Annotated in this window: 12 protein-coding genes; 7 read left to right on the forward strand and 5 right to left on the reverse strand. The window is 68.2% G+C overall.

Annotation, left to right across the window (positions count from 1 at the left end; translation table 11 throughout):
• Positions 1 to 80 precede the first annotated feature (80 nt).
• Positions 81 to 536, forward strand: a complete 456-nt coding sequence (locus tag AC6LJ2_RS02270) for a hypothetical protein (protein WP_263914424.1) — start codon at positions 81 to 83, stop codon at positions 534 to 536.
• A 20-nt stretch (positions 537 to 556) separates the two neighbouring features.
• Here AC6LJ2_RS02270 and AC6LJ2_RS02275 read toward each other — a convergent pair whose 3' ends face one another.
• Complete coding sequence (locus AC6LJ2_RS02275) at positions 557 to 1,498, reverse strand: LysR family transcriptional regulator (protein WP_498150657.1); 942 nt, start codon at positions 1,496 to 1,498, stop codon at positions 557 to 559.
• A gap of 260 nt (positions 1,499 to 1,758) precedes the next feature.
• Here AC6LJ2_RS02275 and AC6LJ2_RS02280 point away from each other — a divergent pair, with 260 nt between their 5' ends.
• Entirely contained in the window at positions 1,759 to 2,913 is a 1,155-nt protein-coding gene (locus tag AC6LJ2_RS02280) for an MFS transporter (RefSeq protein ID WP_498150658.1), read from the forward strand.
• Positions 2,914 to 3,110: 197 nt separating this feature from the next.
• Complete coding sequence (locus AC6LJ2_RS02285) at positions 3,111 to 3,764, forward strand: phospholipase D family nuclease (RefSeq protein ID WP_263914427.1); 654 nt, start codon at positions 3,111 to 3,113, stop codon at positions 3,762 to 3,764.
• 44 nt (positions 3,765 to 3,808) lie between these two features.
• Here AC6LJ2_RS02285 and AC6LJ2_RS02290 read toward each other — a convergent pair whose 3' ends face one another.
• Positions 3,809 to 4,708 carry a LysR substrate-binding domain-containing protein gene (locus AC6LJ2_RS02290; protein WP_498150659.1) on the reverse strand — a complete coding sequence of 300 codons (900 nt, stop codon included), beginning with the start codon at positions 4,706 to 4,708 and terminating at the stop codon, positions 3,809 to 3,811.
• A gap of 199 nt (positions 4,709 to 4,907) precedes the next feature.
• Between AC6LJ2_RS02290 and argH the strand changes: the two genes are divergently transcribed.
• Together argH and AC6LJ2_RS02300 are read left to right on the forward strand one after the other, a co-directional pair.
• The gene (argH, locus tag AC6LJ2_RS02295; protein ID WP_263914429.1) at positions 4,908 to 6,425 is read left to right on the forward strand and encodes an argininosuccinate lyase; all 1,518 of its coding nucleotides are present in this window, start codon (positions 4,908 to 4,910) and stop codon (positions 6,423 to 6,425) included.
• Positions 6,426 to 6,541: 116 nt separating this feature from the next.
• A complete protein-coding gene (locus AC6LJ2_RS02300) occupies positions 6,542 to 7,522 on the forward strand; it encodes a Bug family tripartite tricarboxylate transporter substrate binding protein (protein ID WP_498150660.1) in 981 nt (326 codons plus the stop codon).
• Positions 7,523 to 7,584: 62 nt separating this feature from the next.
• Here the strand turns inward: AC6LJ2_RS02300 and AC6LJ2_RS02305 are convergent, their stop codons facing one another.
• Positions 7,585 to 8,076, reverse strand: a complete 492-nt coding sequence (locus AC6LJ2_RS02305; protein WP_498150661.1) for a GNAT family N-acetyltransferase — start codon at positions 8,074 to 8,076, stop codon at positions 7,585 to 7,587.
• Between the two features lie 347 nt (positions 8,077 to 8,423).
• Here AC6LJ2_RS02305 and AC6LJ2_RS02310 point away from each other — a divergent pair, with 347 nt between their 5' ends.
• Positions 8,424 to 9,458, forward strand: a complete 1,035-nt coding sequence (locus tag AC6LJ2_RS02310; protein WP_498150662.1) for an AraC family transcriptional regulator — start codon at positions 8,424 to 8,426, stop codon at positions 9,456 to 9,458.
• 50 nt (positions 9,459 to 9,508) lie between these two features.
• Here AC6LJ2_RS02310 and AC6LJ2_RS02315 read toward each other — a convergent pair whose 3' ends face one another.
• Complete coding sequence (locus AC6LJ2_RS02315) at positions 9,509 to 10,399, reverse strand: LysR family transcriptional regulator (RefSeq protein ID WP_263914434.1); 891 nt, start codon at positions 10,397 to 10,399, stop codon at positions 9,509 to 9,511.
• Positions 10,400 to 10,561: 162 nt separating this feature from the next.
• On the opposite strand from AC6LJ2_RS02315, the gene AC6LJ2_RS02320 reads away from it, so the two are divergent.
• Entirely contained in the window at positions 10,562 to 11,992 is a 1,431-nt protein-coding gene (locus AC6LJ2_RS02320) for an MFS transporter (protein WP_498150663.1), read from the forward strand.
• Here AC6LJ2_RS02320 and AC6LJ2_RS02325 read toward each other — a convergent pair.
• A complete protein-coding gene (locus AC6LJ2_RS02325) occupies positions 11,971 to 12,819 on the reverse strand; it encodes a class I fructose-bisphosphate aldolase (RefSeq protein WP_445656666.1) in 849 nt (282 codons plus the stop codon). The two genes, AC6LJ2_RS02320 and AC6LJ2_RS02325, sit on opposite strands and share 22 nt — an antisense overlap.
• Positions 12,820 to 12,827: the final 8 nt, after the last annotated feature.

Raw genomic sequence — 12,827 nt, forward strand, 5'->3', positions numbered from 1 at the left:
CGCGTGTCGGATAGAGCGTTTGCGTTTTGGTTCGTGGCCTCGGCCGCGCACGCGTTGATTTTTTCACCGAATGAGGGAGCATGGCGCCCATTGCCATCCGAAGACGAAGGCCGTTTTTTCTGACGTTGATCCTGATCGCCATCCTGGGCTACGCCGGCCTGTCGATCTGGTCGTTCAAGCTGCAGGAAGACGGCGTGCCGCGCGGCAGCTGGTCTGCCCGCTCCATGCCGGCCATGCTGAACGCTTTTCCGGTGTTCGAGACGTGCGGTCCGGTGATGCAGCGGCTGGAAGGCCGGGACGGCGAACGTGCCCAGGCCAACTTTGTGTCGTATGCGTCTTCGTTGTCTGCCGAGGCGCTGCTCGGCCGCTACCGAACAGCCTTGGCGTCATTGGGGTGCACGGTCTCTCCGGGCGACGCGGCGCTGTCGCTCAGCCTGGCGTGTCCGGGCCAGGCCGTGTCGGGCTTCGATATCGAGGTCACCGACGGTCCAAGTTGCCGATCGGTCGAGGCGTTCTGGTGGGGCGGCGAGGACTGAGGCTTCCCGCGTCAGTGGGGCTAGGCCGTGCCCGGCGGCCCGTCTGGCAAGAACTCATCGTTGGCACGGGCAAATCGCTCGATCAGGAAATCCAGCAGCCGCCGCACGCGCGGCGCCATGTAGCGGGTGCCGTGAAACACGGCGTGCACACCCGATTCGGCGACGCTGTATTGCGGCAGTACGGCGTGCAGGCGCCCGGCGCGCAGGTCTTCGGCCGCGTCCCAGATGGTTTTGCGGGCAATGCCGCGGCCGGCCAGGGCCCAGTTGCGGGCGAGTGCGCCGTCGTTGGTTTCCCAGGCGCGTTCCAGCGGCACGGTAATGCTTTGGCGCTGGCCGTCGTGGGCGAAGTGGAACTGGTTCAGGGGGCCGGCGGCGGTGACCAGCACGATGAAGTCGTGGTCGGCCAGGTCGGCGGGCGTGCGGGGGTGGCCTCGCTTGGCAAGGTACTCGGGCGATGCGCACAGCACGCGCCAGTTGGGCGCCAGGTAGCGGGCGACCAGCGAGCCGTCCTGGGGTTGCCCGAAGCGAATGGCCAGGTCGATGTCGTCCTGCAGCAGGTTGGACAGCGAATCGGACAGGGTCAGCGCGATCTTCAGGTCGGGGTGGGCGGCGCTGAATTCGTCGAGCCAGGTGCTGAGCAGGTGGCGGCCGAAATCGGCGGACGCCGACAGGCGCAGCTTGCCGCGCACGCTGTGCTGGCCGGCCTGCAGCGCGGCTTCGGCATCGTCGATGGCGCGCAGCGCGACTTCGCAATGGGCCAGGTAGATGCGGCCTTCTTCGGTCAGGCGCAGTTGACGCGTGCTGCGGTGAAACAGCTTGGCGTGCAGCGCGGTTTCCAGCTTGATGAGGCGGGCGCTGGCCGCGGCGGCCGACAGGCCGAGCTTGCGGCCGGCGGCAGACAGGCTGCCCAGGGCCGCTGCCTGCGCGAACAAGCGCATGTCACCGAGTCGATCCGTTGCCATCTTTAACCTGGATTTGAAAGTTATTCAAATTCTAGGCCAATTATCAAATTCAAAGGCAGGTAGCAGACTGGCGTCTCTTCAATCCAGGGCCTTGGCCCACGATGCAAGGGAAGCCAACAATGCGTCAAACCTCATCTTCGGCGGCAGTGGACGATCACGTGCCGGACGTCCGTACGTCGGCTGCCCGTACGCCGGCTGCCCGAATGCCAGCAGCGCATACCCCCGCCCACGGGCAACCCGCCGCGAGGACGAGCCTGCCCATGGCGGCACTGCTGGCGCTGACGATGTGCAGTTTCATCGCGACGGCCAACGAGACCGTGCCGGCCGGCCTGTTGCCGCAGATTGCGCAGGGCTTCGGGGTGTCCGAGGCGTGGGCCGGACAGCTGGTGACGTTGTGCGCGCTGGGGTCGGGCCTGGCGGCGATTCCGCTGACGCTGCTGTTGCGCGGCTGTCGGCGGCGCGTGGCGCTGTTGCTGGCGATAGGCGGATTTTTTGCCTGCAATGCGGTGACGGCGTGGTCGCCCTTTTACGGCTTGACGCTTGCCGCGCGTTTCCTGGTGGGCGTGGCGACCGGCCTGGCATGGAGTCTTCTGGCCGGTTATGCGCGGCGCATGGTGCCGCCCGCGCAGCAGGGGCGGGCCATGGCGGTGGCGATGGTGGGGATTCCGCTGGCGCTGTCGCTGGGGGTGCCGCTGGCGGCATGGCTGGGTGGCATCGTGGGGTGGCGCGGCATCTTCGGCCTGTTGTCGGGCCTGAGCCTGGCGCTGATGGCGTGGGTGTGGTTGAAGGTGCCCGATTACCCCGGCCAGGCCGAGGCGCGGCGCGTGCCGATGCGGCAAGTGTGGACGACGCCGGGCGTGCGGCCGGTGCTGTTCGTGATCCTGGCGTGGATTCTGGCGCACTACACGCTGTACACGTATGTCGCGCCGTTCATGGCGTCGTTGGGTATGGCGGGGCAGGTGGACGTGGCGTTGCTGGTGTTCGGCGTGGCGTCGTTGGCAGGCATCTGGATCACCGGGCTGCTGGTGGACCGTTGGCTGCGGGCGCTGGTGCTGGCCAGTCTGGCCGCGTTTGCCGTGGTGGCATGGGCGCTGGGACAGGGCCAGGCGCAGGCGCCCTGGGTGTTTGCGGGCGTGGCTGTGTGGGGCCTGAGTTTCAGCGGCGCGCCGACACTGTTGCAGACGGCCTTGGCCGACGCGGCGGGCGACGGGGCAGAGGTGGCGCAGTCGATGCTGGTGACGGTGTTCAACCTGGCGTTCGCGGCCAGCGGGGTGCTGGGCGGCGTGCTGTTGGAAACGACCGGGGCGGGCGCGTTGCCGCGGGTGGTGGCGGCGTTGCTGGCGGTGGGGCTGCTGGCGGCGGGGGCGGCGCGAGCACATGGGTTCAGGCCAGGACGGCGCGCGTCGGGGCAATGAATTCGGGGCAATGAATCGGGAGCAATGAATCGAGAGCAATGAATTGGGAGCAATGAAGCCGAGGCACTGAAGGGATGGCTGTGAATCTGCGACATTGACTTGCGGCAATCACGGACAGCGTAGAAGGGGGGCGTCGCGGTACAGTTGGCAGCTTGGGCGGCAACGATGCCGCCGCTGCTTTTTCCCGGATGATTGCCGTGAATGCTTCGTTTGCCTTGTCCCGATTCGTTGCGGTCTGTGCGACCGGTCTGGCGTTGACGTCGCCCTTGCCCGCGCAGGCGCAAGCCAAGCCGGCGGCGTCGGGGTCAGCAACGGTTGGCTCGGGTGCTGCGGGCGCCAGCGCCGCACCCGCCGCGCCCATTTCCGTGCCCGCCGCCGGTACGATCGAAGTCGGTTTTTCTCCCGACCAAGGGGCCGAAACGCTGGTGCTGCGCGTGATCGATTCGGCCAAGACCGAGCTCAATGTGATGGCCTACAGCTTTTCCAGCAAAAGCGTCACCGAAGCGCTGGTGCGCGCGGCCAAGCGCGGCGTCACGGTGTCGTTGCTGGCCGACCATAAACGGAATTTGGTCACGGATCGCAGCGGCAAATCTCGCCATGCGCTGGAGACGCTGGCCGAGGCCGGCGTGAACGTGCGCATCGTGTCGGCCTTCAAGCTGCATCACGACAAGGTGCTGATCGCCGACAGGCAGACGGTGGAACTGGGCAGCTTCAATTTCGCCCATTCCGCGGCGCACGAGAATTCCGAGAATGCGCTGGTGAACTGGAACAACCCGGCGCTGGCCAAGGCGTACCTGGCGCACTTCGAGCGCAATTGGGCGCTGTCGCAGCCGTTCCGTTCGGCGGATTGACCGGCCGCGCGGCGGCTGTGCAAGCGGCCACGCCAGGTTGGCGCTCAGCCTGGCGTGGCCGGCATGTCCAACGCGGTGAAGGTTTCGCGCACGCATTCGGCCATGCGCCGGGCCAGCGTGTTGACCGGATGATGGTCGGACGTGACCGCGTAGCTGTGGAATTCGACCTTCTCTGAAAACGGGATCTCGCGCAGGTCCGCAATGCCGAGCGCGCGCGGCACCACGGGATTGACGATGGAAATGCCCAGGCCCTTGCTGACCATGGTGCAGATGGTGGTGGCGTAGGGCGTTTCGATCGACAGGATGCGGGCGTCGTCGGGAAAGTGGCGGTCGATGGCGGCGCGGTTGAAGCTGCCCGCGGGCAACGAGATGAAGTTCTCGTCGTGAAAGTCGGCCGGGGTCAGCAAGGCTTTGGCGGCCAAGGGATGTGCGGCGGGCACGATGCCGGCGCCGTGGGCGGTGTTGATGCGTTCGTAATGCAGGCCGGGCAGGTCGGTGTGCAGCGAGCAAAAGCCGATGTCGCAAACGCCCGTGGCCAGCCATTTGGCGACGACGTCGGATCCGCCGGTGTTGACCACCACGGGGATGTCGGAAAACTTCTCGCGGAACAGCCGGATGGCGTCGGGCAGCACGCATTGGGTGATGGACCCGACCGCGCCGACGCGCAAGAGGCCGGTGCCGCGGCGGCGGATCGAACTGGCGCTGTCGTTCAGCGATTCCAGGCCGATGAAGGCGCGTTCGACGTCGGCGTAGAAGGCCTCGGCTTCGGGGGTGGGAATGATGCGGGTGCCCACACGCTGGAACAGCACGAACCCCAGCGTTTTCTCGAGCAGGGCGATCCAGCGGCTGACGTTGGGCTGCGAGGTGTGCAACAGGCCGGCCGCGGTGGTCATCGAGCGCGTCATCATGACGGCGCGAGAGGCCTCGACTTGCTTGAAATTCATGGAAGGAAATCCTGGCGGGGCGAAACGGAAACACGCCGCTTGCGTCAGACGGCGCCGGGCGCATGGGCGTCTGCCAACCCCGGCGCGGCGAGCGGTCCAAATCATATCATTTCTGTATGAGTAGCTGTAAGAATCTGATTTGACGTATGAATTGGCCCGGCGAGAGACTACGGTTTTCCCTGTTTCCTCCGGACCCGATATGGAATCGAAAGTCAGTACGCGCTTGAAGCAACCCCTGGCCAAAGCGGTGTTGCAGCACCTTTTCCTGCCGCGCTTGAACCGGGAGTTCTTCGCCAATTTCGAGATGCTGACCCAGGTGAACCTGGCGCATCTGCTGATGCTGCACGAGCAGGGCATCCTGGACCACGACGCGTCGCAGCGCCTGGCGCAGGCGCTGCTGGTGATGCAGGCCGAAGGCCCCCATGTGGTGGAGCTGGACGCGGCGCGCGAAGAGGCCTATTTCAACTACGAGGCGCACCTGATCAAGGCGGTGGGGCAGGAATTGGGCGGCCGCCTGCACACGGCCCGCAGCCGCAACGACATTGGCGCCACCATCGACCGCATCCGGGCGCGCGATTTTGCCGCCCGCATCGGCGCGGCCCTGATCGGCGTGTCGCAGGCGGCGCTGGTGCAGGCCGAACGTTACGCGGACTGTGTCATGCCCGGCTACACGCACATGCAGGCGGCGCAGCCGATCACCTATGGCTATTACCTGTCGGCGCTGGTGGATGCCTGGTCGCGCGATATCGGCCGGCTGGCGCACGCGCTGGAAACGGCGGATGCCTCGCCGCTGGGCGCCTGCGCGCTGGCCGGCACGTCGTTTCCGATCGACCGCGGCACGACCAGCGCGCTGCTGGGCTTCAGCGGCCCGCTGGCCAATGCGCTGGACAGCGTGGCGTCGCGCGATTTCGCGCTGGAACTGAGCGCGACGCTGTCGATCATGATGATCACGTGCAGCCGCATGGTGCAGGATTTCTACATCTGGTCCACGCCCGAATTCGGCTACCTGACGTTTCCGGACAGCATCGCCAGCACGTCCAGCATCATGCCGCAGAAAAAGAACCCGGCGGTGCTGGAATACCTGCGCGGCAAGACGGGCCACCTGATCGGGCTGACGTCGGCGGCGCTGACGACGGTGAAGTCGACCCATTTCACGCATTCGGGCGACAGTAGCCGCGAAAGCACGCGCACGTGCTGGGAGTCGTGCGAGGAAGCGCTGAAGGCGCTGGAACTGATGCAACTGCTGGTCGAGCAGGTGGCGCCCAACCGCACGCGCATGGCCGCGCGGGCGGCGGATGACTTTTCCACGGTGACGGACCTGGCCGACCTGCTGGTGCGCCGCGCGGATGCGTCGTTTCGCGACGCGCACCACGTCATTGGCGCAGTGGTGCGGCAGGCGCTGGAAGCGGGCCTGCCGGCGCGCGCCATCACGCCGGCAATGATCACGTCGGCGGCGGCCGAGCAGTTGGGGCGGCCGGTGACGCTGGACGAGGCGGACATCGCGGCTTGCCTGGACCCGGTGCGCAACGTGGCCGCGCGCCAGTCGCTGGGCGGCCCGGCGCCGCAATCGGTGCGGGCGCACCTGGCCGAGCAGCGCGCGCGGCTGGCGGTTCAGCAAGCGGCGATCGACGCGGCGCAGCGGCGGGCGGCCGAGGCGCGCGACGCCTTGCAGCGCCAGGCGGCCGCGTTGGCGGCCGCGGCAACGGCGGCGGCGTAGCGATCCTTTCAGACACGCTGTCTGATCCCGGCAGATTCACATCGATCCAACACACGGCACAAGGCGCGGCTTCCTGCGCCGCCGTATCAATCACTGCATGCAAGGGGAATTCAATCATGGTCAACGCATTGCCGAAGTTTGCCGTGGCGCTGGTCGCGGCATTGGGCCTCAGCCCGGGCGCGCAGGCGGCGCAGGCGGGCTATCCGAACAAGCCGATCACGCTGGTGGTGCCGTTCGCGCCAGGCGGCACGGTGAACCTGATGGGACGCCTGTTGGCCAACCATATGTCGGAAAAGCTGGGGCAGACGGTCATCGTCGAGAACAAGCCGGGCGGGGGCGGCAGCATCGGGGCCAATTTCGTGTCCAAGGCGGCGGCGGACGGCTACACGCTGCTGCTGGCGACGATGGGGCAGCAGTCGATTCTGCTGCTCCTGTCCAAGAACCTGCCGTACAACGCCGACAAGGATTTCGCGCCGGTGGCGCTGTTCTCGACGGTGCCCAATGTGCTGGCGGTGTCCAAGGACGCACCGGCCACGACGGTGGCGGAATTGGTGGCGTACGGCCGCGCGCATCCGGGCAAGCTGAACATGGCGTCGGCAGGCATGGGGTCGGTCAACCATCTGACCGGCGAGCTGTTCATGTACCGTTCGGGCGCCAAGTTCGAGCACGTGCCTTACCGCGGTGCCGGCCCGGCCACGTCGGACCTGCTGTCAGGCCAGGTGCAGGTGCTGTTCGCCAATCTGCCCAACGTGCTGGCTTACGTGAAGACAGGCCAGGTGCGCGTGCTGGCGGTGGCCAGCGATAAACGCAGCGCATCCCTCAAGGACGTGCCGACGTTGGCGCAAGCGGGCGTGAAGGATGCGGTGGTCGAGTCCTGGTATGGCGTGATGGCGCCGGCAGGCACCGACCCGCAGGTGATCCGCAAGCTGCAGGACACGGTGATTGCGATTGCCAACGACAAGGCGCTGGTGGGGCAACTGGCCGATCAGGGCGCGGTGCCGTACCCGGGCACCAGCGAAGACCTGGCCAGGCTGTCTTCTGAAGAGACCCGGCGCTGGAAGGAAATCATCGACAGCGCGAAGATCCAGCTGGATTGAGCGCGTCAGGCGGGGCCACCGTGTTTGGCGGCCCCCCGGGCGCAGCCGCAGGGGGCAGACGCCTACAGGTCCATCACCATTTCATGCCAGGCCATGCCGCCATGGTCGGACGGCGAGGGCCGCACGTAGCGGTAGCCCAGCTTGCGGTAGAGCTCGACGTGGCGTTCCTTGCACATCAGGTGGATGGCCTGCTTGCCCCGTTGCCGGGCGTGATCGACGAAGGCGTGCATGAGGCGGGTGGAATAGCCCTTGCCCTGGTGGGCGGGGTCGACCACCACGGACATGATCACCACGTTGGGCGCGTCCGGGTCGTGGCCGACCAGTTCCTTGAACGCCTCGTCCGACATGACCACGTCGTGGGCGCAGCCGCTGTTGATGAAGCCGACGATCTGGCCGTCGGCCTCCAGCACCAGGAAGCCCTGGGGATACTGGGCGATGCGGGTGGCGATCTTGGCGTGCGTGGCGGCTTCGTCGCCTTCGTAGGCGGTGGTCTCGATCTGGAAGCAACGATCGACGTCGGCGGGTCGGGGCGGGCGAAATACCAGATTGGGCATGGCAGTGATGAGGCAGCTGAAACGGGCAAAGGCGGTATGGTAGCCGTTTCGCCGGCCGACGCTTCTTGCGCCGTGCCCGCCGATAAAAAAAGCGCATTCCCCAGGGCAGGGGAATGCGCCAAATAGCGGTGCGGCGTCGCACGAGAAACCTGCTTGCGGCGCCCCGCCGGCTTGCGGTACTTCGGCCCGAGTCCGCGAACTGCTGCGGGAACTCGCGGCCAGAGTAGATACTGTTGGTCGCACGGCTATACCGTGCGTCTCAGTTTGAGGGTAATCCACGGGTATTCACTTTTTGTTATGCTCGGCACAGCCCAGCCTGCAGCCCACCCGCGCAGCGACCCTCAAGCATGAACCCCAATGCTTTCCTGACCGGCCCGGCCCCGTCCGCCACGCCCGATATCGTCCACCATCATTTCGATGTGGCGGCGCAGGCTCCCGAACGCCGTTTCCTGGCGTGGCGCGAGCAGGTCGGGCATGTGGTGGATGTGCTGCCCAGCCGGGATGCGCTGCAGCAACCCTTCCAGGCCTCGATCGACCGCTTTCGGGTCGGCCCCCTGATGTTCACGGATTGCCGTTCCGATGCCATGCGCCTGGAACGGTCGCTGGTGCGCATTTCACGCGACAACATCCGAGATTTTGCCTTCCACGTGTTCCTGGAAGGCAGCGTGGACGAGGTCGCCGTGCGCAACGGCCCGCGTACGCCGGACGAGAGCGGCGCGGTACGGGTGCTGGCGGTGGATCTGGGCCAGCCGGTACGGATGCGGCGCCACGCCTGCCGCATGTTGACGTTTTTCGTGCCGGCGGACATGGTGCTGGAGGTGTTTCCGGACCCTGAGGCGCTGCATGGCCGGATGCTGCGGGACGCTACACCGCTGGTCCGGCTGGCGCTGCGGCAGGCCTCGGCCTTGGCGCAGGCGGTGCGCGGTTTGCGCGCGGCGCAGGCCCAGGACGACATCACCGCCTGCGTGCGCCTCTTGCTGGCGGCGTTCGGCCGGGATGCCCGGTTGTCCGGCAATGCCCGCGCGGCGGCGCGGGCCGCCATGTTCGGCGAGGTGCGGCGTTACATCCAGGCCAATCTGCACCAGGCCGGGCTGACGCCGGAAGCCGTGGTGCAGGCGCTGCGATTGCCGCGCCCGACGGTGTACCGGATGTTCCAGCACGAGGGCGGGCTGGGCACCTATATCCGCAACCTGCGGTTGCGGCTGGCGGCCGAGGAACTGGTGCGCTATCCGCACCTGACGGTGATGGAAGTTGCCTACGGATTGGGGTTTGGCAGCGCGTCTGATTTTGCGCGGGCGTTCCGCCGCGCCTACGAGATGCCGCCGCAGGAATTCCGCGAGCAGTCCTTGCAGTGGCCGGACCGGATCAGGCGGCGGGCGTAGCGCGATCGTGTCGGTCGGGGGAGCGCCGTCGGCCGCCCTGACCGCCGGCCTTACGGCGCGCAGACCTGCCGTACGCATTCCCTCAACCAGCGGTGCCCGGGATCGGCGTCCATGCGCGGATGCCACAGCATGGACACGGTAAGGGCGGGCGTGTCGACGGGCAGTGCAAAGCTGTGCATGCCGGCGCGCAGGTTGCCGGTGTGGCGTTCGGGCACGCTGGCGATGAGATCGCTGCCGCGCGCCAGCGCCAGCGCGTCGGAAAAGCCGGCCACGAGGGTGGCGACGTGCCGGGTCAGGCCCAGCGCCGCCAGGGCCTCGTCGATGGGGCCTTTGTCCAGCCCGCGCCGCGACACCAGCACGTGCTGGCCGGCGGCGTAGCGGGCCGGCGTGATCTTGCCTTTGGCCAGGGGATGACCGGCGCGCACGGCGCCGATGAACTTGTCGCGGAACAAGGCGCGCGTGCGGATCTCGGGGCTGCTGGCGGCGCCGACCACGCCGGTTTCCAGGTCGACGGTGCCCTCGCGCAGGGGCGCGCTGTGCTTGTCGGACTTGGCGACAAAGCGCAGCGTGACGCCGGGTGCCTCGCGGCCGGCGAGCGCAATGAGCGCCCCGCCGAAATTTTCCACGAAGCCGTCGCTGGTACGCAGCGTGAAGGTGCGCGCCAGCCGGGAAGGGTCCAGCAGTTCGGCGGGGCGCAGTACGGCGTGGGCTTCCTGCACCAGCCGGGCCACGTGCTCGCGCAGTTCGATGGCGCGCGGCGTGGGCACCAGGCCGCGGCCGGCCCGCACCAGCAAGGGGTCGCCGGTGGTGTCGCGCAGGCGGGCCAGCGCCCGGCTCATGGCCGACGGGCTCAGGTGCAGGCGGCGCGCGGCGCGGGCGACATTGCCTTCGGCCAGCAGCACGTCCAGCGTCAGCAGCAGGTTGAGGTCGGGGCGGGACATGGCGCGACGTTATCACGACGCAGGCATGGGATGGCGTCTGGTGCATGGATAAAGTGCAAATGCTGCGTCTTCCGCCAGGGTGGGGGCGGGCCTACGCTGGGGGGCAGGTCTGTTCGACGCACGTCGGGCGGTCCGTTCCGATGCCAACCTTCGCAGAAAGCCATGTCGCCAACTTTGTCGAACCCGAACCCGAACCCGAACCCGGCCGCCGGCCGGCACCCCGCCTGGGCGCTGGCCAGCCTGTCCTTGTCCCTGTTGCTGGCGTCCCTGGGCACCAGCAGCGCCAACGTGGGGCTGCCGACGCTGGCGCAGGCCTTCGCCGCACCGTTCCCGCAGGTGCAGTGGATCGTGCTGGCCTACCTGCTGGCGATCACGGTCTGCGTGGTCGGCGCCGGCCGCCTGGGCGACCAGTGGGGGCGCAAGCGCCTGTTGCTGGGGGGCATCGCGGTGTTTACCGTGGGGTCGGCGTTGTGCGGCCTGGCGCCCACGCTTGGGCTGCTGATCGCGGCGCGGGCCGTGCAGGGAGCGGGCGCGGCCGTGATGATGGCGCTGTCGATGGCGTTCGTGGGCGACATCCTGCCCAAGCATCGGACGGGCAGCGCGATGGGGCTGCTGGGCACGATGTCGGCCGTGGGCACCGCGCTGGGGCCGACGCTGGGCGGCGTGCTGATCGCGGCGCTGGGCTGGCGCTTCCTGTTCCTGGCGAACTTGCCGCTGGGCCTGCTGGCCATCGTGCTGGCGGCGCGTCATCTGCCGGCGGACCGCGAAAGGACGGCTGGCCTGGGCTTCGACGTGGCCGGGACGGTCGTGCTGGGCGTCGCGCTGGCGGCCTATGCCCTGGCGATGACGCCGGGACGCGGCCAATTCGGCGGCCTGAACATCGGCTTGCTATGGGTCGCAGGGGCGGGCGCATGGCTGTTCCTGCGGGTCCAGGCGCGGGTGGCGGCCCCGCTGGTGCGTCCGGCCATGCTGCGCGATCGCGGCCTGGCGGCCGGCCTGGCCATGAACGCGCTGGTGTCCACGGTGATGATGGCGACGCTGGTGGTCGGCCCGTTTTATCTGACCCAGGCGCTGGGGTTGGGCGCGGCCGCGGCCGGGGGGGTGATGTCGGTGGGGCCGCTGGTCAGCGCGGTGTGCGGCGTGCCGGCCGGCCGTCTGGTGGACCGCCATGGCGCGGCACGGATTGCGCGGCTGGGACTGGCGGCCATGGTCGCGGGCGCGGCGTTGCTTGCGGCGCTTCCCGTAGCGCTGGGGGTGGCGGGTTACCTGGGGCCGATTGTCGTGCTGACGGTCGGCTACGCGGTGTTCCAGGCGGCCAACAATACCGGCGTCCTGGCCGATGTCGACGCGCATCAGCGCGGCGTGGTGGCGGGCATGTTGAATCTGTCGCGCAACCTGGGGCTGGTGACCGGGGCTTCGGCCATGGGGGCGGTGTTTGCACTGGCCGCCGGGGCGGCGGACCTGGCGGCGGCGCCGCCCGAGGCGGTGGCGCGGGGGATGGGGGTGGCGTTTGGCGTGGCCGCGGGGCTGGCGGCTGGCGCCTGGGGAATCGGCTGGCGCCAGCGTCGGCCTTACCGGCTGCCGGTTTCGTAGATGTCCCAGGCCTGTCTGGCGTCGGCGTTGTCGTGAATCATTGCCATCAGCGCCCGCACCACCGCCGACGGGTCGGCGTGCTGGTAGACGTTGCGGCCATACACCAGCCCCACGGCGCCCTGGTCCAGCAGTTCACGCGACCGGCCAAACACCTGGCGCAGGTCTTCGCGGCCGCCGCCGCGCACCAGCACCGGGCAACGGGCGGCCTGCACCACGCGATGAAAATCCTGCGCATGCGTGGTGGGGTCGGCCTTGACGATGTCGGCGCCCATTTCGCGCGCCAGCCGCACCAGCGTAACGATCTTTTCGGCGTCGCCGTCGACCATGTAGCCGCCGCGCTCGGTGTGCGGCGCCATGACCAGCGGTTCGATCATCAGGGGCATGCCGTAGCGGTCGCAGTCGGCGCGCACGCGGGCGATGTTGGCTACGCATTGGCGGAACAGGTCGGGTTCGCCGGGCAGCATGAACAGGTTGACCACGACGCAGGCCGCGTCCATCTGCACGGCGGGCAGCACGGGGTCTTGTTCGTTCTGCAGCACCGCCCACATGACGCGGTGGATGGTGGCGTTGTAGGGGTTGCCCATGTCCAGGCGCATCACCAGGGCGGGCTTGTCGCGGCCGGGTTGCTGTTGCAGCAGGTCGGCCTGGCCGTAGTTCAGCTGGATGGCGTCGGGGCCGGCGGCCAGCAACTGGGCCATGACGGCGGGCATGTCTTCCAGCCCGGACAGGAAGCTGGGCTCGTTGCACACGCCATGGTCCACGGCGATGTCCAGGCAGCGGCCGGCGTTCAGCAGGCGGTTCAGGCGGGCTTGTTTAAGGTGCGGCATGGGGGGGG

The sequence above is a fragment of the Achromobacter sp. 1014246743 genome (genome assembly GCF_059760725.1).

What these genes read in the sequence shown, in the direction of transcription:
- argH (WP_263914429.1), top strand. Translation starts at nt 4,908, where the DNA reads ATGGAATCGAAAGTCAGTACGCGCTTGAAGCAACCCCTGGCCAAAGCG.
- AC6LJ2_RS02320 (WP_498150663.1), top strand. Translation starts at nt 10,562, where the DNA reads ATGTCGCCAACTTTGTCGAACCCGAACCCGAACCCGAACCCGGCCGCC.
- AC6LJ2_RS02290 (WP_498150659.1), bottom strand. Translation starts at nt 4,708, where the DNA reads ATGAATTTCAAGCAAGTCGAGGCCTCTCGCGCCGTCATGATGACGCGC.
- AC6LJ2_RS02270 (WP_263914424.1), top strand. Translation starts at nt 81, where the DNA reads ATGGCGCCCATTGCCATCCGAAGACGAAGGCCGTTTTTTCTGACGTTG.
- AC6LJ2_RS02300 (WP_498150660.1), top strand. Translation starts at nt 6,542, where the DNA reads ATGGTCAACGCATTGCCGAAGTTTGCCGTGGCGCTGGTCGCGGCATTG.
- AC6LJ2_RS02275 (WP_498150657.1), bottom strand. Translation starts at nt 1,498, where the DNA reads ATGGCAACGGATCGACTCGGTGACATGCGCTTGTTCGCGCAGGCAGCG.
- AC6LJ2_RS02305 (WP_498150661.1), bottom strand. Translation starts at nt 8,076, where the DNA reads ATGCCCAATCTGGTATTTCGCCCGCCCCGACCCGCCGACGTCGATCGT.
- AC6LJ2_RS02280 (WP_498150658.1), top strand. Translation starts at nt 1,759, where the DNA reads ATGGCGGCACTGCTGGCGCTGACGATGTGCAGTTTCATCGCGACGGCC.
- AC6LJ2_RS02325 (WP_445656666.1), bottom strand. Translation starts at nt 12,819, where the DNA reads ATGCCGCACCTTAAACAAGCCCGCCTGAACCGCCTGCTGAACGCCGGC.
- AC6LJ2_RS02310 (WP_498150662.1), top strand. Translation starts at nt 8,424, where the DNA reads ATGAACCCCAATGCTTTCCTGACCGGCCCGGCCCCGTCCGCCACGCCC.
- AC6LJ2_RS02315 (WP_263914434.1), bottom strand. Translation starts at nt 10,399, where the DNA reads ATGTCCCGCCCCGACCTCAACCTGCTGCTGACGCTGGACGTGCTGCTG.